The 19,091-nt window shown below is 45.9% G+C and carries 19 protein-coding genes; 12 read left to right on the forward strand and 7 right to left on the reverse strand.

Annotated elements, in window-relative coordinates; genetic code table 11:
- Positions 1–11: 11 nt before the first annotated feature.
- The 4 genes from ABDD94_RS07300 to ABDD94_RS07315 are packed head-to-tail and all read left to right on the forward strand — an operon-like array spanning position 12 to position 5,931.
- Positions 12–593: a DUF3347 domain-containing protein gene (locus tag ABDD94_RS07300; RefSeq protein WP_157526407.1), complete on the forward strand. Its 582-nt coding sequence runs from the start codon at positions 12–14 to the stop codon at positions 591–593.
- Positions 594–599: 6 nt separating this feature from the next.
- On the forward strand, positions 600–1,055 hold the full coding sequence (locus ABDD94_RS07305; protein WP_345955295.1) for a heme-binding domain-containing protein: 456 nt from the start codon (positions 600–602) through the stop codon (positions 1,053–1,055).
- Between the two features lie 10 nt (positions 1,056–1,065).
- Positions 1,066–3,819 (forward strand): multicopper oxidase domain-containing protein, encoded by a 2,754-nt coding sequence (locus ABDD94_RS07310; protein ID WP_345955296.1) that lies wholly within the window; start codon positions 1,066–1,068, stop codon positions 3,817–3,819.
- 12 nt (positions 3,820–3,831) lie between these two features.
- Positions 3,832–5,931, forward strand: coding sequence for a heavy metal translocating P-type ATPase (locus tag ABDD94_RS07315; RefSeq protein WP_345955297.1), 2,100 nt, complete (start codon positions 3,832–3,834; stop codon positions 5,929–5,931).
- Positions 5,932–6,087: 156 nt separating this feature from the next.
- Here the strand turns inward: ABDD94_RS07315 and ABDD94_RS07320 are convergent, their stop codons facing one another.
- From ABDD94_RS07320 to ABDD94_RS07335, 4 genes are all read right to left on the reverse strand, one after another.
- A complete protein-coding gene (locus tag ABDD94_RS07320; protein WP_345955298.1) occupies positions 6,088–6,699 on the reverse strand; it encodes a class I SAM-dependent methyltransferase in 612 nt (203 codons plus the stop codon).
- A 194-nt stretch (positions 6,700–6,893) separates the two neighbouring features.
- A complete protein-coding gene (locus ABDD94_RS07325) occupies positions 6,894–7,109 on the reverse strand; it encodes a GDCCVxC domain-containing (seleno)protein (RefSeq protein ID WP_345955299.1) in 216 nt (71 codons plus the stop codon).
- Between the two features lie 2 nt (positions 7,110–7,111).
- Positions 7,112–7,717, reverse strand: a complete 606-nt coding sequence (gene merTP / locus ABDD94_RS07330; RefSeq protein ID WP_345955300.1) for a mercuric transport protein MerTP — start codon at positions 7,715–7,717, stop codon at positions 7,112–7,114.
- On the reverse strand, positions 7,714–8,082 hold the full coding sequence (locus ABDD94_RS07335) for a metalloregulator ArsR/SmtB family transcription factor (RefSeq protein ID WP_345955301.1): 369 nt from the start codon (positions 8,080–8,082) through the stop codon (positions 7,714–7,716). Before ABDD94_RS07335 ends, merTP begins: the two co-directional genes overlap by 4 nt.
- Before the next feature lie 197 nt (positions 8,083–8,279).
- On the opposite strand from ABDD94_RS07335, the gene ABDD94_RS07340 reads away from it, so the two are divergent.
- The 8 genes from ABDD94_RS07340 (at position 8,280) to ABDD94_RS07375 (ending at position 16,557) form a co-directional block, all read left to right on the forward strand.
- Positions 8,280–8,612 carry a hypothetical protein gene (locus ABDD94_RS07340; RefSeq protein WP_345955302.1) on the forward strand — a complete coding sequence of 111 codons (333 nt, stop codon included), beginning with the start codon at positions 8,280–8,282 and terminating at the stop codon, positions 8,610–8,612.
- A gap of 337 nt (positions 8,613–8,949) precedes the next feature.
- Positions 8,950–9,318 (forward strand): hypothetical protein, encoded by a 369-nt coding sequence (locus ABDD94_RS07345; RefSeq protein ID WP_345955303.1) that lies wholly within the window; start codon positions 8,950–8,952, stop codon positions 9,316–9,318.
- Between the two features lie 120 nt (positions 9,319–9,438).
- The gene (locus ABDD94_RS07350) at positions 9,439–9,687 is read left to right on the forward strand and encodes a heavy metal-binding domain-containing protein (protein WP_345955304.1); all 249 of its coding nucleotides are present in this window, start codon (positions 9,439–9,441) and stop codon (positions 9,685–9,687) included.
- A gap of 48 nt (positions 9,688–9,735) precedes the next feature.
- Positions 9,736–11,010 carry an efflux RND transporter permease subunit gene (locus ABDD94_RS07355; RefSeq protein WP_345955305.1) on the forward strand — a complete coding sequence of 425 codons (1,275 nt, stop codon included), beginning with the start codon at positions 9,736–9,738 and terminating at the stop codon, positions 11,008–11,010.
- The gene (locus ABDD94_RS07360) at positions 11,007–12,899 is read left to right on the forward strand and encodes an efflux RND transporter permease subunit (protein ID WP_345955306.1); all 1,893 of its coding nucleotides are present in this window, start codon (positions 11,007–11,009) and stop codon (positions 12,897–12,899) included. Before ABDD94_RS07355 ends, ABDD94_RS07360 begins: the two co-directional genes overlap by 4 nt.
- On the forward strand, positions 12,899–14,122 hold the full coding sequence (locus ABDD94_RS07365) for a TolC family protein (protein ID WP_345955307.1): 1,224 nt from the start codon (positions 12,899–12,901) through the stop codon (positions 14,120–14,122). The genes ABDD94_RS07360 and ABDD94_RS07365 overlap by 1 nt, the downstream gene beginning before the upstream one ends.
- On the forward strand, positions 14,097–15,356 hold the full coding sequence (locus ABDD94_RS07370; RefSeq protein WP_345955308.1) for an HlyD family efflux transporter periplasmic adaptor subunit: 1,260 nt from the start codon (positions 14,097–14,099) through the stop codon (positions 15,354–15,356). The genes ABDD94_RS07365 and ABDD94_RS07370 overlap by 26 nt, the downstream gene beginning before the upstream one ends.
- Positions 15,349–16,557: an efflux RND transporter periplasmic adaptor subunit gene (locus ABDD94_RS07375; protein WP_345955309.1), complete on the forward strand. Its 1,209-nt coding sequence runs from the start codon at positions 15,349–15,351 to the stop codon at positions 16,555–16,557. Before ABDD94_RS07370 ends, ABDD94_RS07375 begins: the two co-directional genes overlap by 8 nt.
- Positions 16,558–16,565: 8 nt before the next feature.
- Here ABDD94_RS07375 and ABDD94_RS07380 read toward each other — a convergent pair whose 3' ends face one another.
- The 3 genes from ABDD94_RS07380 to arsB are packed head-to-tail and all read right to left on the reverse strand — an operon-like array spanning position 16,566 to position 19,049.
- Positions 16,566–17,210, reverse strand: coding sequence for a metallophosphoesterase family protein (locus ABDD94_RS07380; protein ID WP_345955310.1), 645 nt, complete (start codon positions 17,208–17,210; stop codon positions 16,566–16,568).
- 1 nt (position 17,211) lies between these two features.
- Positions 17,212–17,970: a metallophosphoesterase family protein gene (locus ABDD94_RS07385; protein WP_345955311.1), complete on the reverse strand. Its 759-nt coding sequence runs from the start codon at positions 17,968–17,970 to the stop codon at positions 17,212–17,214.
- Complete coding sequence (gene arsB / locus ABDD94_RS07390) at positions 17,967–19,049, reverse strand: ACR3 family arsenite efflux transporter (protein WP_345955312.1); 1,083 nt, start codon at positions 19,047–19,049, stop codon at positions 17,967–17,969. Before arsB ends, ABDD94_RS07385 begins: the two co-directional genes overlap by 4 nt.
- Between the last annotated feature and the right edge of the window lie 42 nt (positions 19,050–19,091).

Below are 19,091 nucleotides of genomic sequence, written 5' to 3' on the forward strand. Positions count from 1 at the left end.
ATTTACACATCATGAAAAATTTAATCATAGTTAGCTTAGCCATCACCGCAGTTTCATTCACAGCTTGCAATAACAATAAATCCACATCAACCTCCACGGCTACTGATTCAACCAAAACGGCAAATACGCCAGGACAATCCGCTACTTCTTCAAAGCCTGCTACAGCGGTAAATGGCCTCGTTGGCAGTTATTTGGAATTGAAAAATGCGCTGGCGCAAGACAACAGTAAGGACGCTGCAACGGCTGGTAAAGCCCTCGCTGATGGTTTTGGAAAGTTTGATAAGTCCGCACTTTCAGCCACCCAGAAAAAATCTTTCGAGGACATTGCCGACGACGCGCATGAAATGGCCGAGCACATTGGCGAAAGCGCGGGAAAACTGCCGCATCAGCGTGAACACTTTGATATGCTGAGCAAAGATATGTATGATCTGGTCAAGCTTTTCGGTGCGGGACGGTCATTATTCGTCGATCATTGCCCCATGTATAATGATAAAAAAGGGGCGATCTGGCTAAGTGAAAGTAAAGAGATCAAAAACCCCTATATGGGTTCAGGCATGTCAACCTGCGGAAATGTGAAGGAAGAATTAAAATAAATGACCATGAACAGGACGGTTAAGATCATCGGATCAGGGGCGCTGCTGCTTGCTGCTATGCAATTTTTCCCGCGCGACCATAACCAAGGAAAAGCTCCTGCCGGTAAAACGATGGCAGAGGTTATCCAGGTTCCATCAAACGCTCAGGTCATATTGAAACGGTCATGTTATGATTGTCATAGCGATCATACCAACTATCCCTGGTACGCGCAACTGCAGCCATTCCGGTATATACTGGATGGTCATATCAGGCGCGGTAAAAATGAATTAAATTTTGACGAATTCGGTGATTACGCTGCCAGGCGGCAGCGAAGCCGCATAAGGGCCATTGGCGAAAGCCTGGAAGAAGGTACCATGCCCTTAAGCTCCTATACGATCATACACCGTGATGCGATACTTAATAAAGAAGATAAGGCAACGTTGCTGAGTTGGGCTAAAGAAGCCAGCAGCACCCTGCCGTAAAAGTTAAAAGATGAAAAATATAACACTTATTGTGCTGATACTTTTATTCGGGCAAATAGCGAAGGCTCAAACCGATATGCAGGGTATGCCGGGAATGCAGAAACAGCAGCAGGTCACTTATACCTGCCCTATGCATCCGGAAATCCATGACGCAAAACCTGGTAATTGCCCCAAATGCGGCATGAAGCTGGTTAAAGAAAAACCAAAGGCAGTTGCCCCAAAGACAGCCGCTAAAAACATGACACTAAAGGGAAAAAACCTGAAGGCGGATAACAAGCCGATGGAAAAAGCGCCTGCGGCAAGTGCTGTCAGTTATACATGCCCGATGCATCCTGATATTCATTCGGCCCAACCAGGCAACTGCCCCAAGTGCGGGATGAAACTGGTCAAAGAGCAACCAAAAGCTATGAATATGTCTGGACTGAACATGCCCGCAACGGACAGTGCGAAAACAGGTGGAAAAATGGAGGGTATGAAGATGGATGGTATGAAAATGAGCAGCGGACCGGCCGATATTCAAGCTGCAAAAGACCATTTAGGGTCTATCAAAACCATTAGCGCTAAATATCCGCCCCGTACGGTTCGGTATGACCTTTTTATAGCCGACACTACCGTTACCTATGGTGGAAAACCAAAGCGTGCCATTGCCGTAAACGGCAGTATTCCCATGCCGACATTGACATTTACGGAAGGCGATACTGCGGAAATCTATGTTCACAACAAACTGAAAGAAGAAACCTCGCTGCACTGGCACGGACTGTTTCTACCCAACCGTTACGACGGAGTGCCTAACATGACCCAGATGCCGATCAAGCCGGGTGAAACGCATTTATATAAGTTTCCCATCAAACAACATGGCACCCATTGGTATCACAGTCATACGGGTTTACAGGAACAGATCGGCATGTACGGTGCATTTATCATGAATAAACGCCAGGAATGGGACATTCCGACCATTCCGCTGGTATTAAGTGACTGGACGAATATGAATCCCAAGGAGGTTCAGCGGAGCCTTCATGCCGCTACGGATTGGTTCGCCATCAAAAAGGGAACAACGCAAAGCTACCTCGAAGCGATAAGATCAGGCAACTTCAAAACGAAGGTTGCCAATGAATGGAAGCGTATGACCGCCATGGATGTGAGCGATGTATACTATGATAATTTTCTCATCAATGGAAAAAATCAAAATGAACAACCACAATTCAAAGCCGGTGATAAAGTGAGATTGCGCATCGCCAACGGTGGTGCTTCCTCTTATTTTTGGTTGAAGTATGCAGGTGGTAAAATGACCGTGGTTGCAACGGATGGCAATGACGTAGCGCCTGTTGAAGTCGACCGGCTGATCGTTGCAGTTTCCGAAACCTACGATGTGGTGGTGACCATACCGGAAAATAAAAGCTATGAATTCCTGGTCACCCCCGAAGACCGTACGAAGTCCGCGTCACTTTGGCTGGGCAAAGGCGATAAAGTTTATGCCGGTAAAATGCCAAAGCTGAAATACTTTGCCGGTATGAAAATGATGAATGATATGATGGACATGAATGGTAATATGGTACAAATGGATGGCATGACCATGCAAAACCAGATCATGGATATGAACACCGTCATGTACCCGGAAATCACAGGCGAGGAAAAACCCGCCGCTAAAAAAACAAAAGCTACCATGCCTGGAATGCAAATGGCAAATGACCAAAGCATGTCAGGCATGAATATGGCCGCTGAAAACCCGGACATCGTAACATTGAATTATAACATGCTTCGCGACCCTGGAAAGACCAGCTTGCCTGCGGGGCCGTGGCGGGAGCTAAAGTTTGACCTGACAGGAAATATGAACCGTTATGTCTGGACACTGGATAATAAGACGGTATCCGAGTCTGATAAGATCCTGATCAAAAAAGGCGAGAACCTGCGGATCATCCTCTACAATAATAGCATGATGCGGCACCCGATGCACCTGCACGGACATGACTTCAGGGTGCTCAACGGGCAGGGCGAGAATGCTCCTATGAAGAATGTCCTTGACATTATGCCGATGGAGAGGGACACGATAGAATTTGCGGCCAATGAGCCTGGTGGTGACTGGTTCTTCCACTGCCATATCCTTTACCACATGATGAGCGGCATGGGACGCGTATTCAGCTATGAGAACTCCCCGCCGAATCCTGATGTGCCTGATCCGAAGCTGGCGCAGCGCAAGCTCTTTTGGGACGACCAGATGCCACACCTAATGGGAAAAGTCGGATTGGAAAGCAACGGAACAGACGGACAGGTAATGCTGGGCAGTACACGCTGGAAAGCGATGACCATGTGGCATCTTGGCACGGATGCCATGATGGGTTACGAAAGTGAAACGACGGTGGGCCGTTATATCGGACGGAACCAATGGCTTTTTCCATATGTTGGTTTTGATTATCACTACAAGAAGTTTAACCCAGATGAAAAAAATATTTTTGGCAGCGATTATAAGAACCTGTTCGGTCAGGTGAGCAACAAGGAAAACCGCCACACGGTAGTCGCGGGTGTTGCCTATACCTTGCCCATGTTATTTGTGGCGGACATGCGGATTGACGGGAACGGCAAACTGCGTTTCCAGTTAGGACGTGAAGACATTCCGGTTGCGCAACGGCTGCGTATGTCCTTAATGATCAACACGGATAAAGAGTATTCAGCAGGATTTCGGTATATTCTAACTAAATACTTTTCATTATCCACGCACTATGACAGTGATATGGGTCTCGGCGGGGGTTTGACGTTAACTTATTAAAACATTAGAGGAATGGAAAATCAACACGATCATCACGCCATGACAGGGCACCAACAACCTGCCCGTACACAGGCAAATTATAACGCTGAAGCTGGATCAATGGATCATGGTAAAATGCTTAAAGGTCATGGTCCAAATATGGGAATGGCTGGTCATGATCATCATGCGATGATGATCGCTGATTTTAGAAAGCGTTTTTATGTGGTACTGGTATTGACGGTTCCGGTGATGTTACTGTCTATGCAAATTCAGCAATGGCTGCATTTGGATTTTCGGTTCGGCGGCTCAGGCTACCTGCTCTTTGGCTTGTCAAGCATCGTTTTCCTTTACGGCGGCTGGCCATTTTTGAGTGGGTGGTTTAATGAATTAAAGGCTAAAAACCCAGGCATGATGACCCTGATCGGCTTTGCCATAACAGTAGCCTACATTTACAGCGCGGCAACGGTTTTCGGATTGAAAGGAATGGACTTCTTTTGGGAACTTACCACGCTGATCCTGATCATGCTGCTCGGGCACTGGATCGAGATGCGGTCGGTAGCGGGAGCTTCCAGGGAATTGGAGCTTTTAGTGCAACTCATGCCGGCAGAGGCGCACTTAATTAAAGGCAAAGACACGACCGAGATTAAAACAGAAACCTTAAAGACAGGAGACCTGATCCTGATCAAGCCAGGTGAAAAAATTCCCGCCGACGGGATTATCGAGGATGGCGAAAGCTATCTGAATGAATCCATGCTTACCGGTGAGGCTACACCCGTACAGAAAACTAAAGGACAGGACGTGATTGCCGGGTCGGTCAATGGCAATGGCTCGTTAAAGGTTAAAGTCACTCATAGCGGTGCAGATTCATATCTGTCCAAGGTGATAACGCTGGTCAAAAATGCACAGGACGCTAAATCAAACACCCAACTCCTGGCTGATAAAGCCGCTAAATGGCTAACCGTTATTGCCCTTATTGCGGGGCTTGGTACCTTTGCTTTTTGGCTGGCGGACGGCAAAGATCTGGCTTTTGCTATGGAAAGAATGGTAACAGTGATCGTGATCTGTTGTCCACATGCTCTGGGTCTCGCCGTGCCGCTTGTGGTAGCCAAGTCTACTTCGCTTTCTGCCCAGCACGGGTTGTTGATCAAAAACCGTACAGCATTTGAAAACTCCCGCAAGATCAGCACCATTGTTTTTGATAAAACAGGTACGCTGACCGTTGGAAAATTCGAGGTAGCCCGGGTGGTTGTTATAGATCATCAAAGTAATGACAAAAAGCAAAATGAAAACGAACTATTGCGAACCGTAGCAGCGCTGGAACAAAATTCAGAACACCCGATTGCCACCGGAATCCTCGCGGAAATAAAAAAACGTTCATTAAGCATTCCCGAAGTAAAAGGTTTTAAGGCGATCACCGGTCAGGGTATTGAGGCGTTGGTAGAAGGCAAGCAACTCAAAGTCGTCAGTCCCGGCTATTTAAAAGACCATAAGTTTTCCGAACCTGAAGGCTTCATCGCTAACGGTAACGAAACAGTGGTCTTCGTCATCGTCAATGAGATATTATATGGCTATATCGCGTTATCGGATACCATTCGCCCGGAATCAGCTGATGCCATACAGACGCTGCATAACAATGGCATTAAATCATTGCTGTTAACCGGCGATAACCAAAAAGTTGCGGCAAGTGTTAGCGGCCAGTTGAAAATGGATGGTTATTTTGCCGAAGTTCTGCCACATCAAAAGCTGGACAAAATCAAAGAACTGCAGCAAAAAGGTGAGTTTGTTGCCATGACAGGCGATGGCGTGAATGATGCCCCGGCGCTGGCGCAGGCAGATATTGGGATAGCAGTAGGTTCAGGCAGTGACATTGCCGCGGAAACAGCCGGTATTGTATTGGTCAACAGTAATCCAAAGGATATTGTTAGTCTGATCTTATTTGGCAAAGCAACTTATAGAAAGATGATCCAAAACCTGGCCTGGGCTACCGGTTATAATGTGGTCGCATTGCCGTTAGCGGCGGGTGTGCTTTATAATCAGGGAATTGTCTTGAGCCCGGCAGCGGGGGCCGTATTAATGACCGTCAGTACAGTCGTTGTAGCAATCAATGCCAGTCTGTTAAAAGTAAAGGCTTAGTACAGCAGGATATAAATATGCGATAACCCACTACTGACCATAGAGGCATCTGGGGTGCTCGCTTTTTTGGCAAGATCCCAACAGCATGTGCTAAACCTAATGTGCCATCGGTTCAATCTAACACCTGTCAATACGCATGTTAGCTTGGAATTATAGTTAAAGCCTTTTAAAACTGCAGAAAAGAAAGTTCTGGGTAGTCTGGAAAGGTGTCGTATGATCTTTTGTCCGACAGCAGATTTTTTTAAAAGAACTTTGGAAACATTGCTGCAAAAGTGTTGCGGTGTATTGCCTGACGGGCAGCCCACTGCACGTTTCCGGGCCGTTTTCCGAAAAAGTGCCGATAACCAGGTATTGGCTAACGGCTTTGGCTACCATGTTCACATAAGCGTTTACCGCATCTTCTCCAGTCAGAAAATGAAAGGTAGCCCGGTCATGCCAAAGATCATAGCTATCCTCCGGCTGAAATTCGGTAATATCGGCAACGATCCATTTAAGGGTTTCTGCCTCTTTTCCCAATCGCAGTTTTGTTTTTTCAAGTGCAGTCGCTGAAATATCCAGGACAGTCAGGTTAATAAAGCCGGCTTCGAGCAGGTGATCTACCAGTTTACTATCCCCGCCACCTATGTCAATGATTTTCGCAGTCTTTGGTAAATCAAAGCCATAAATGAAATCAAGAGAGTTCTGCGGAACAGCTTGTGTCCAGCTTACCTGTTCATGATTTTTGGTTTGGTATATTTTTTCCCAATGTGCTTTACTGCTGTCAGGCATTAATTTGCTTTATTTTGTGCCCCTAATCTCTACCATGTCACCCAATTCAAAGGTATGCATTTGGCGGCAAATTGTTTCGATTCGTTCGGATCGGCGGAATTGAAGATTAAAAAGAACCAACCATTTTAACATTTGCAATATACACAGTTGGTTTTGACCTGTTTACAGTCGGCTTTTTCTTATGGTCGTGAGTGTCATGAGCAACAGGATGTACCCTGCTGGATAGGAGGGCATTTTACGGAGCCGTAACTGCAAAAAACGCAACAATCACCTGTCAACGGCTTTAAGCGCGTTTTACAGCTGTCACATTCATAAAAGTATTGACAGGCATCTGTCGGCATTTCTTCGTCTTTTTGAAAGCCGCAGGCCGGACAGGTAATTACCGAATGAAGCTGGATCGCTGTTGACATGGTTAATGATTTGTGGTCAATGTGGGCTGGTAACCGATTTCCTTTATTTTATGACTGATGCTATCGGCGTTTATTTTAACCGGGTCAAAACGAACAAGCGTTTCAGCGTTTTCAAATGAAGTAATAGAGGCTGTTACGCCCTTAAGCCCCATCAGCGTTCCGTCAATATGCTTTGTACAATCAGCACACCCCATACCTTTAATACTAAAACGAGCGTATGTATAGGAGTTTCGTATATTGATATTAGCGGAAATTTTAGGTGGCGCTTTATAAAACAAGGATGAATAATAAGGGAAAGCGATAAGCGCCCCTGACACTAAAGTAACGATCAGCAAGAACTTTTTGGATTGCCAGAAAGACCGTCTTGCAGGGATACAACAATCCTCTTTGGTGTGTATTACAGCAGCTAATTGCTGGTACCAGGCTGCTGCAAAGATTAATACGGTCAGGCCAATAATGTATGGCCGGTAAGGTTCAATCCAATTGAAATAAGTTGCGGCGCCGCTAATACCACCGAAAACAGCGAGTAAGGGCGCAATACAACAAAGGGATGCCGCTAAAGCCGCCAACATCCCACTGATCCAGCTTTTTTGCATGGTCATTTTCATCCTATAACTTTGGTTAATGAGTCTTTGATAATATTAAAGAACGGTCTAAGCAGATGCAACTGTAGGGCGCATAGCGAGTAAAATATAGTCTGACCTGATTTTCTTGATTGTATAACACCACCTTCCTTCAACTTCCGCAGGTGCTGCGATACTGCCGGGATCGTCATTCCCAATATATCGCTCAGGTCGCAGGGGCACAATTCAGTTTCCTGGTCTAATAGAAAAAGTATTTTCAAACGGACGTCATTACCGGCTAATGCAACCACTTGCGATAAATCAGCAAAGGCTTGTTGATGTACATCGATAATTTCCCTGCAGTTATTGATCTGCCCGCTGTCCGCAAAAATTCGCCTGCAATTACTCATAATAACTCATTGCTGGCTAAGATAAGTATTTAAGCAATTACTTAAATACACTGATAGAAAAATTAAATTTACGCAACAGTATATAAATTTTTAACGGAATTATATAAAAGTTGCGGAATGAGCTATAGGTATCTTAGCAAAAGAATAAATAACAATGGAATTGCAATATTTAAATCAATAAGCGTTTCAATAAAAGCATGAAATCTATAGCCGTTTTTCTTATCCTAAATATTTTGCTATTATCCTCTTTTCCGGGTATGGCAAATATTCGTCATGGAAAATCATCCTGCTGTACAGAAAAAATGCAGAAGGATTGCTGTAAGCATTCAAAGCATGATTCTTCAAGTGATTGCGCGAAAGGCAACTGTAACGCGATGTTATCTTGCGGGAACTGCGGCTTTATTGTTACTTCCTCTATTGCTCTTTCACCCACTATTTCCACTTTATATAGTCAATCTGTTCCCCCTTTCGCCATCGGCGAATTATCCGATTATCATGGGAATGGCTGGAACCCGCCGAAAGGTTACTAATTAATCCGTATGCCGGTCAGTTCATGGCCACTTATTCAATTAATTATTAATCTTTAAAATATAAATCATGAAAAAGTTTCTTTTCATCACGATGGTGATGCTATTATCTGTTATATCGATTACTTATGCCAATACTCCTTGCTGCAACAGCAAAATAACCTGTTCCAAATGCGCAAAGGGCTGCGGGCCAAACTGCAAGGATTATTGCAGCAAAAGCTGTAAGGATTCCGGGGAATGTAAGACTAAATGTAAATTATAGGTAAAAAGGCAGCCGCCCCTTAACCGGGGCGGCTTTGCTTATCTGTCTTTAATCAAATAAAAATTGTAATTTCGGTTTGTGAAACGCACCGCTCTCATATTGTTAACGGCTATTTATCTTTTATCCCTTGTGGGTATCGGGATAAGCCGTTTTTATTGCTGCGGTAAACTTGCTTCCATAACGCTGACCCTTGCTTCAGCTGATCATTCGGACAAGGATAACTGCTGCAAACATGAAAGCAAAAGCTTTAAAATAAAGGACAGCCATGTCTCGGTGAACGCCACGGTGCTAAGCCCAATTGCACCGGCTATATTGCCGGAGCCTGCTTACGGGATTGCAGTTAACATCCTTTCGGAATCAGCTATTGTTACCGCTTACCAGGCCAACGCTCCTCCGGGAGACCCTGATATACCCATCTATACCCTCAACTGCGCCTACAGGATCTGACCTGTACTTTCATAGCCCTACATTCCTGTACCGGCTTTAATTCCATTGGAATCCATCTTAATTCATAACTAACGCATTGGCTTTGCCTATGCTATTTATTCATTTTCAATTTTAAAACACATGAAAAAAGTAATGCTGATGGCGGTTGCCATCTTGTTTTCTGCCGCGACCGTTTTTGCCTCGAATGGCACAAACCCTGTTTCTGATACTACTAAAACCAAAAAGGTAAAACCGGCTCCAAAAGTACAATACACCTGTACCATGCACCCGGAAGTACTTAGTGACAAGCCCGGCAAATGCCCTAAATGCGGCATGACCCTGGTTAAAAAGACCGACAAAAAGAAACCGGCAGAAAAAATGAAAATGTAATTCATTCAGCTCTCCGCCAAAAGCGGAGGGCTGATTAAAGCAATTAAGATGATAAACCAATTGATCAGACTGTCTTTAAAAAACAGGTATATTGTTTTACTGGCTGCTATTGCCCTGTTTGCCTGGGGTGCATATGCTGTCAAAGAAAACCCGATTGACGCCATACCCGACCTGTCGGATAACCAGGTGATCGTATTCACGGAATGGCAAGGGCGGAGCCCGCAGATCATGGAAGACCAGGTAACCTACCCATTGGTAAGTAACCTGCAAGGCATCCCGAAAGTAAAAGCCATCCGCGCCACCTCCATGTTCGGGATGAGCTTTGTATACATCGTTTTTGATGACAAGGCGGATGTTTACTGGGCGCGGAGCCGGGTATTGGAAAGACTAAACTATGCGCAGCGTTTATTGCCGGAAGGCATCACCCCTACATTGGGGCCGGATGGTACAGGCGTGGGCCATGTGCTTTGGTACACGCTCGACGCCAAAGGCATGGATCTGGGTGAACAGCGCGCCTTACAGGACTGGTATGTGAAATTAGGCCTGCAAACCGTATCCGGTGTAAGCGAAGTGGCCTCTTTTGGCGGCTTTGAGAAACAATACCAGGTAAGCATCGACCCCCACAAGTTAAATTATTACAACATACCCTTAGCACAGGTACTCAAAGCGGTTAAAAGCAATAACAACGATGTGGGCGGGCGTAAGTTTGAAATGAACGGCACCGGCTATATTGTTCGCGGCCTGGGCTATATCAAAAGCTTGGCGGATGTCGAGAATATGCCTATCGGTGTAATCAATTCTATACCAGTTAAGATCAAAGATGTGGCCACCGTTCAAATGGGCGGCGATGAACGCCTGGGTATCTTTGACCGGAATGGCGACGGCGAAGCCGTAGGCGGTATCGTGGTGATGCGCTATGGCGAGAACGCGGATCAAGTGATCCATGCCGTTAAGGATAAGATGGCCGATATTCAAAAAGGCCTACCCGCAGGTGTAACCTTCAAGATCGCTTATGACCGCAGCGAACTTATTGAAAGCGCGGTCAGTTCCGTGAAACATACGCTGATCGAAGAAATGATCACCGTATCCATTATTGTCATCCTGTTCCTGTTCAGCTGGCGAAGCGCTTTAAGCATCATTATTCAGATACCGATTACCATTGCTGCCAGCTTCATTTTGTTAAACGCCTTTGGTATCAGTTCCAATATTATGTCCTTAACGGGCATTGCTTTAGCTATCGGCGTGATCGTAGATAATGGTATCGTCATGGTAGAAAACTCGCATAGGAATTTATCCATCGCCCAACAACAAGAAAAATCATGATTCTGGCAGAACGAATAAAGATCATAGAAGCATCCTGCAAGCAGGTTGGCCGTGGCGTGTTTTTCTCTACGCTCATTATTGTCGCATCTTTCCTGCCGGTGTTTTTACTGGAGGGCCAGGAAGGTAAATTGTTCGGCCCTTTAGCCTGGACAAAAACATTTATACTGGCCATTGACGCCATCCTTGCAGTGACTTTAGCGCCTGTTCTCATCTCTTTCTTTCTGAAAGGGAAATTAAGAACTGACGACCATAACCCGCTGAACCGCGGGCTGGAAAGGGTTTACCGTCCGGTACTGGATTGGTGCGTGACCTGGCGTAAAACCACCATCGGCATTAATATCATTGCTTTATTAATTAGCATACCGTTGTTGCTTTCTTTAGGCAGCGAATTTATGCCGCCGCTGGATGAGGGCACGATCCTGTTCATGCCGGTAACGCAGCCGGATGTTTCCAATGCGCAGGCCAAGCAGCTTTTACAGGTACAGGACAAGATCATCAAAAGCGTACCAGAAGTGGCTAACGTTTTGGGGAAAGCAGGCAGGGCCAATACCGCTACGGATAATTCGCCGATCAGCATGACAGAAACCATTATCCTGTTGAAACCGAGGGAAGCATGGCGCAAGGGGATTAAAAAGGAAGATATTATCAATGAACTGAATGCCAAACTGCAAATACCAGGTGTGGTGAACGGCTGGACACAGCCTATCATCAACCGTATCAATATGTTGTCTACGGGTATCCGCACGGATGTCGGTTTAAAAATTTACGGGCAGAACCTGGATACCATTAGTACACTCGCTAATCAGATGAAGCAGGCCTTGAACGGTTTAAATGGCGTCAAAGACCTGTATGTTGACCCGATAACCGGCGGCAAATACCTGGATATCCAGGTCAATAAAGAAGCAATCGGGCGATTTGGTTTAAGCGCGGATGATGTCAATGAAGTCGTGGAAAGCGCGATAGGCGGCATGAACCTGACCAGGACGATAGAAGGCAGGCAGCGGTTTAGCGTCAATGTCCGCTTCGCGCAGGATTACCGGAATAACCTGGATGCTATTAAACGCACGCTGGTACAAACTACCGGCTACGGCCCAATACCATTATCATCCGTGGCGAATATTCGGATCAGCAATGGCCCGGCCATGATCCAATCGGAAAATGCTTTATTACGGGGCACCGTATTGTTTAACGTCCGTGACCGTGACCTGGGCAGTACCGTCAAAGAAGCCCAGGACAGGTTGAATGCGATGGTTAAAACTTTACCAAAGGGCTATTATATCGAATGGAGCGGGCAATATGAGAATTTGATCCGTGCGGAGCATACCTTGAAGCTGATACTGCCAATTGTCCTCATTATCATTTTTGCCTGCCTGTACTTCGCTTTTCATTCTATCCGGGAAGCTTTTTTTAGCCTGATCTCCATTCCTTTTGCCCTGATCGGCGGGGCTTATATGGTGTATTTCTTCGGGGTGCATTTATCGGTAGCTGTGGCAGTAGGTTTCATTGCACTCTTCGGAATTGCGGTAGAGACCGGCATTGTGATGGTTATTTACCTGAATGATGCCATGCAGCAATTGGTCGCCCTGAAAGGCAACAGTAAAGAAACGATCACTAAAGCTGATTTAAGGGAATATGTGATGAACGGCGCGGTAAAACGCCTGCGGCCAAAGCTGATGACCGTTTGCGTGGCCTTGTTTGGTTTGGTGCCGGTACTGTGGGCAACCGGGACAGGCAGCGATGTCATGTTACCCATCGTATTGCCGATGATCGGCGGGGTATTAACTTCTTCCACACATATCTTGCTCGTTACCCCGCTTATCTTTTTGATGGTAAAGGAATATGAGTTGAAGAAATATGGCAAACTGGAAGTATTGGAGGTAAAAGAATAATGAAAAAGTATTATATCATATTAACGGCGCTGTTAGGTCTGGCCGGCTTTGCACAAGCACAGCGCCTCCCTTTAGACAGCGTGATCGCCCGTGTAAGCACCAACCCGGCCTTGCAGGCTTATGATGCCAAAGCCAGCGCACAGAACGCTTACGCTACGGGGGCAAGGAGTTTGGATGCCCCTAAGATCAGCGCAGGCCAGTACCAGGTGCCTTACCAGCTGAACCCCAGCGGCGGCTCATTTATGGTACAGGCAGAGCAAATGTTTACCAACCCGGCCAAGCTAAAAGCCAAAGAAGATTATATGAAAGGCCAGTCCCAGGTAACGGCAGCCGATCAGGGCTACCTGAAAAATCAACTCATTTCCCAGGCCAAACAATACTATTTTGAACGCGTGGTTTTGGAAAAGAAACTGGCCCTATTGCAGCACACCAAAGAATTACTGGATTATATGCTCAAAGATGCCAATATCCGGCTAACCTATGGCAAGGAGAAGCTGCCGAACATCTATAAGGCCAAGGCAGAGCTTTTTCAGTTGGATAATACCCGTGAGCAATTGACCAACGATATCAGCCAGAAAAACATCATACTCAATACCTTGATGAACAGGGACAAACAGGCCATTTTTTCGGTGGACACGAATATCGTTTTAAAAGATTACGAAACCACCATAACGGACACGGCTCGTCTTGCTACCGGCCGGAGCGATATTAAAGGGATCAACCGCAACATTGACCTGCAACAATTGAGCGCAAAAATGGAGTACGCCAAACGCAAACCCGATTTTGGCATCCAGGCAGCGCACATGCAAAGCTACGGCGGGTATGCAAATCAATATATTTTAATGGGTACCGTCACCATTCCAATTGTGCCCTGGGCCGCTAAGGAATACAAAGCGAACCTTAAAGGTATCCGCTATGAGGTGGAGGAACTGCAACAGAAAAAACTGGATATCCTCAACCAGGCACAAGGTCAACTCGCGGCATTAAGAACGGATATGGGCAGCAAAAAAAGGCAGTTGAAAAACTATGAAAAGAACATCATACCCGCTTTGCAAAATAGCTATAAAACGGCACTGCTGGCCTATGACCAAAATACAGGCGATCTCCCGTCGGTTTTAGATGGTATCAAAAGCCTGCAAACCGTACGCATGGAGGCTTTAGACCGATTACAGGAATTGTTAACCTTACAGGTAGCTTATGAAAGGGAATATGAAAGCAATTAAAATTCTCCTGATCGCTTTTGTCGCCGTCATGAGCGCCTGCACGAATCCAAAAACGACCGCTGTCGCGGATCAGGCAAAAATCGAAGTCAAATACACCTGCCCGATGCACCCGCAGGTACTCGAAGATCATCCCGGTAGTTGCCCGATCTGCGGCATGACGCTGGTTAAAAAATCTGGACAGGCCAGTGAAGGTGCCGGCATTAGTTTAAATACCGTGCTGCAACCTGTCAATTCTACGGTCGTTTCTTCGGTTAAGACGATCACACCTGAACAAAAGGAAATTCAAACCGCTATTTCAGCGGATGGTTACCTTGATTTTGATACAAGGACATTCAATAATATCGCCTCCCGTTTTTCAGGGCGCATTGAAAAGCTTTATATTAAATATGCCTTTCAGGAGATCCACGAGGGTCAGCGCATTTTCGACATTTACAGCCCGGAAATGGTAACTGCCCAGCAGGATCTTTTATTCCTCAGCAAAAATTCACCCCAGGAAACCGGATTGTTGAATGCAGCTAAACAGAAGCTATTGTTACAGGGCATGACCTATGAACAGGTGAAGCAGGTCATAAAAAGCGGTAAGCCGTATTACAGCCTGCCGGTTTATAGTCCTTATGAAGGGCATGTACATGATATGCCGCATGGCCAGATGGGCAGCACGGCAGATGCGCGCCCAGTAACGGAGTTTGCTAATAACCTGCCTTTAGCCATCAAGGAGGGCATGTATGTCCAAAAGGGGCAAACCTTGTTCAATGTGGTTAACCCGCATCAGTTATGGGCGATCATCAAAATTGACCCTTCGGATATGGCCGCTTTAAAATTAAACCAGCCGGTTAAGATCACCTTGCCCGATCTGCCGGGTAAAACGATCAGCGGCAGGGTGAACTTCATTGAACCTGTTATACAGAATGGAGATAAGACGACAAGCATCAGGGTTTACCTCAACAATATGGATCACGATCTGAAAGTAAACAGCCTCCTTAAAGCCGAAATCCAAACCGGGCGGACCAACGGCTTGTGGATACCGCGTTCTTCGGTGATCGATCTGGGACAAACGCAGATCGTGTGGCTTAAACATGGGCCAGCTTATCAGGCAATTCAGGTAAGCACAGGTGCGATAACTAACAGTCAGATACAAGTGAAAAAGGGTTTAACCGCTACGGATACCCTGGCAGCAAACGCCCAATATTTAACCGATAGCGAAAGCTTTATCAAAACGAAAAGTCATGACTAAATTGAAAATTTTATTGCTGCTCTTAGTTATAGTAGTGACAGCCTGCAAGCAAAAACCACAGCGAGTAGTTCAGCAGAAAAGCCATGGTTATTATACCTGTTCCATGCACCCCCAGATACATGAGGAGCATCCCGGCAATTGCCCGGTTTGTGGCATGAAACTGATCAAAGTTGAACTTACCGGCTCTGGTAACACGGCATCAGATAAACTCACCCTTACGGCAACGCAGATTGAATTGGCCGGAATCCAAACGGATACGGTGCGCGAACAAAATACGGGGCTTGAAAAAACGCTTACTGGCACGGTAACCTCTAATGAAAACACAGCTGCCGAAATGAGTGCAAGAATAGCGGGACGGATACAGCAGCTATTCGTAAGAACAGTTGGTGAAAAAGTGAACGTCGGGCAACCCGTTTATACCATATATAGCGAAGATTTACAGGAAGCAGAAAAAGAATACCTGTTGGCTAAACAGCAGCAAAAGCTTTTGCATAACCCTGATGTAGACTACCTGCAACTGATCAGCGCCGCTGAAAATAAACTCAAATTATGGGGTTTAACCGCCGCGCAGATCAAAAAACTGGCCGCTTCAGGCAAAGTGTCTGCTACAACCGCCGTATTAAGTCAAGTCAGTGGAACTGTGAGCGAAATAGCGGTGCACGAGGGTGATTACGTGACCGAAGGTATGACTGTATTAAAAACACAGGCATTGAACAGTTTATGGGTGGAAGCCCAGTTATATGCCAATGATGCTGCGATGTATAGATTAAATGACCGGGTAAGCGTCTCCTTTCCTGATCTGAATGGACAAGTAACCAATGGCAAGGTTGAGTTCATTAACCCTGAATTATCGGATGCGTCCAAAGTTGATCTGATCCGCGTCAGCATTCCTAATCCACAGGGGCTGATCCGGCCGGGTATGCTGGCTTATATTTCACTTGGTGGTAATGGTGCACGTTCGTTAGCTGTTCCGGCATCTGCGGTATTAAGTGACGGCAAAGGCAGCAAGGTATGGGTAAAAAATGCAGAAGGCAGCTTTTCACCAAGGATGATTAAACCTGGCCAGGCCAATCAAAACTATGTGCAGGTGCTATCCGGCTTAGATGCAGGTGCCATTGTCGTTACCAATGGAGCCTATTTATTGAACAGCGAAGCGACCTTCAAGAACGGGAATGATAACATGGCTGGCATGAAAATGTAAGTCGATCTCTAATAAGCTTTTCGTAACCTGTCCGCCAACTCGTCCGGTAAGGGGCTTGCTTCAACAGCGTTAGCGGCTCTTTCTATATCGTACACAAATCTGATAAATTCAACCTTGATACTGTCTTCTATAGTTAATAGCACGTAACAACCGTCGGGGTTGCCATCTTTGGGTTTGCCGACCGAGCCGATATTAACGACATGTTTTTCGCCAATGATCCGGTGGTATGGTAAGTGCGAATGGCCTACGCAAAGCACATCGGCTTTTGCTTCACTCATCATCCCCAGCACATAGCTTTCATCCAGGTCTTCGAGTACGTATTCATTAATGCTTCTGGTACTGCCATGAGCAAGTACAATATTCAGTCGCTCGTATTCCAGCCTGATATGAGCCGGTAACGTATTTAAATAAGCGCGGTTATCAGGCGATACCAATTCATAGGCATACCCTTTTATTTTTTGGTCGTGATTGCCTGCTAAAGTAGCGATACCACGATTACGTATTTGCGCGATAACTTCATTCGGCCAGATGTTATAACCAATCATATCGCCTAAGCAATAAACCGCATCAACTCTACGGCTGCCCAGGTCGGTCAAAAACGCTTCAAATGCCGGTAGGTTGGCGTGTATATCTGAAAAAAGTGCAATCCTCATCTTAACCGTTTCTTAGCATGTCTGCGTACTCGTTAGGTAGCGGGCTATCCTCAACCGCTTTCGCTGCTTTTTCAATATCATAATCAAAGCGGATAAACTCAACCTGGATGCTATCCTTAGCTGTTTTAGAACTATGCTCGTTGATATGCAATAGCACGTATCCGCCGCGCGGGTCTTTATCTTTCGGCTTACCTACGGAACCGATATTGATTGCGTGATAAAACTGGTCATTTGCTGTCAGTATTCGGTGATATGGCTGATGGGTATGGCCAAAGCATAGCACGTCCGCATCCGCAGTTTCCATAATGCGCAGCATGCTCTTTTCGTCCCGGTCTTCAAACAAGTACTCGTTCACTTTACGGGGACTGCCATGTACGAACAGTACATTAAGCTTGTCGCCCTTCAGTTGGTATTCTAACCTGATATGTGCTGGCAGTGTACGCAAATAAGCCCGCTGTTCATCTTTTACAACTTCGTTGGTGTAAGCGATGGATACTTTACCTAAAGCCTTCTCCTCGTCTGTTTTATAGGCGCAGCCACAATCATCGCTATATCTGCCGATACCAAAGTCATAATTACCCGTTATGCAGGGGATATTACGCTTACGTATCTCATCGATCACTTCGTTTGGCCAGATATTATAACCTACCAAATCGCCGAGGCAATAAATGGCATCAGGTTGTTGTTTTTCTACGTCGGCAAAGAACGCCTCCAGCGCAGGCAGGTTGGCGTGTATATCAGAGAAAAGGGCTATTTTCATTTAGCTACAGATAATGGTTCGTTATAATATTTCCTACGGAAGTAAAAGGCCAGGTTCACTAAAGCGATCAGGGCAGGTACTTCAACGAGCGGGCCGATCACCCCGGCAAAAGCTTCACCTGAATTGATACCGAACACGCCGATGGCTACCGCTATAGCCAGTTCAAAGTTATTGCCGGTAGCCGTAAAGGCGATAGATGTAGAACGCGAGTAATCTGCACCAAATGATTTACCGATAAAAAAGCTCAGCACGAACATGATGGTAAAGTAGATCACGAGCGGTAATGCGATACGCAGCACATCAAAAGGGATCTGCACAATCAGGTTACCTTTCAAACTGAACATAACCACAATGGTGAACAGCAAAGCGATAAGGGTGATCGGCGAGATAAAAGGCACATATTTAGTCTGGAACCATTCTTCACCCTTTACTTTGATCAGCGTATAACGGCTGATGACACCCGCAGCGAACGGGATGCCCAGATAGATACCGACGCTTTTGGCGATCTCGCCAATGGTAATATTTACAGCCAAACCTTTCAGGCCGAACAATGGCGGTAATACCGTAATAAACAAGTACGCATAAACGCTATACAATAGCACCTGGAAGATACTGTTTAAAGCGATAAGGCCAGCAGCATATTCACGGTTACCTTCGGCTAGTTCATTCCAAACCACCACCATCGCAATACAGCGGGCAAGGCCGATCAGGATCAACCCAACCATATAGGCAGGATGGTCGCGCAGCAAAGTGATAGCCAGAACAAACATAAGAACCGGCCCAATGATCCAGTTGAGGATAAGTGATGCGCTCAATACTTTGGTGTCTTTAAACACTTCACCCATGTTCTCGTATTTCACTTTTGCCAGTGGCGGATACATCATCAGGATGAGACCAATAGCCAAAGGAATATTGGTCGTTCCGCTGGAAAACGAATTGATGAAAGTGGACGACGAGGGAATGAAATAGCCTACGGCTACCCCAATGGCCATGGCCAGGAATATCCAAAGCGTTAGATAGCTATCGAGGAAACTTAGTTTTTTACGTTCGGCCACCGGGGCACAATTGTTTGCTGACATAATTGATTGCGTATATCGGGTTTTAATGTGAATTGAATATTA

It is taken from the genome of Mucilaginibacter sp. PAMB04168 (genome assembly GCF_039634365.2).
In the GTDB taxonomy this organism is placed as follows: domain Bacteria; phylum Bacteroidota; class Bacteroidia; order Sphingobacteriales; family Sphingobacteriaceae; genus Mucilaginibacter.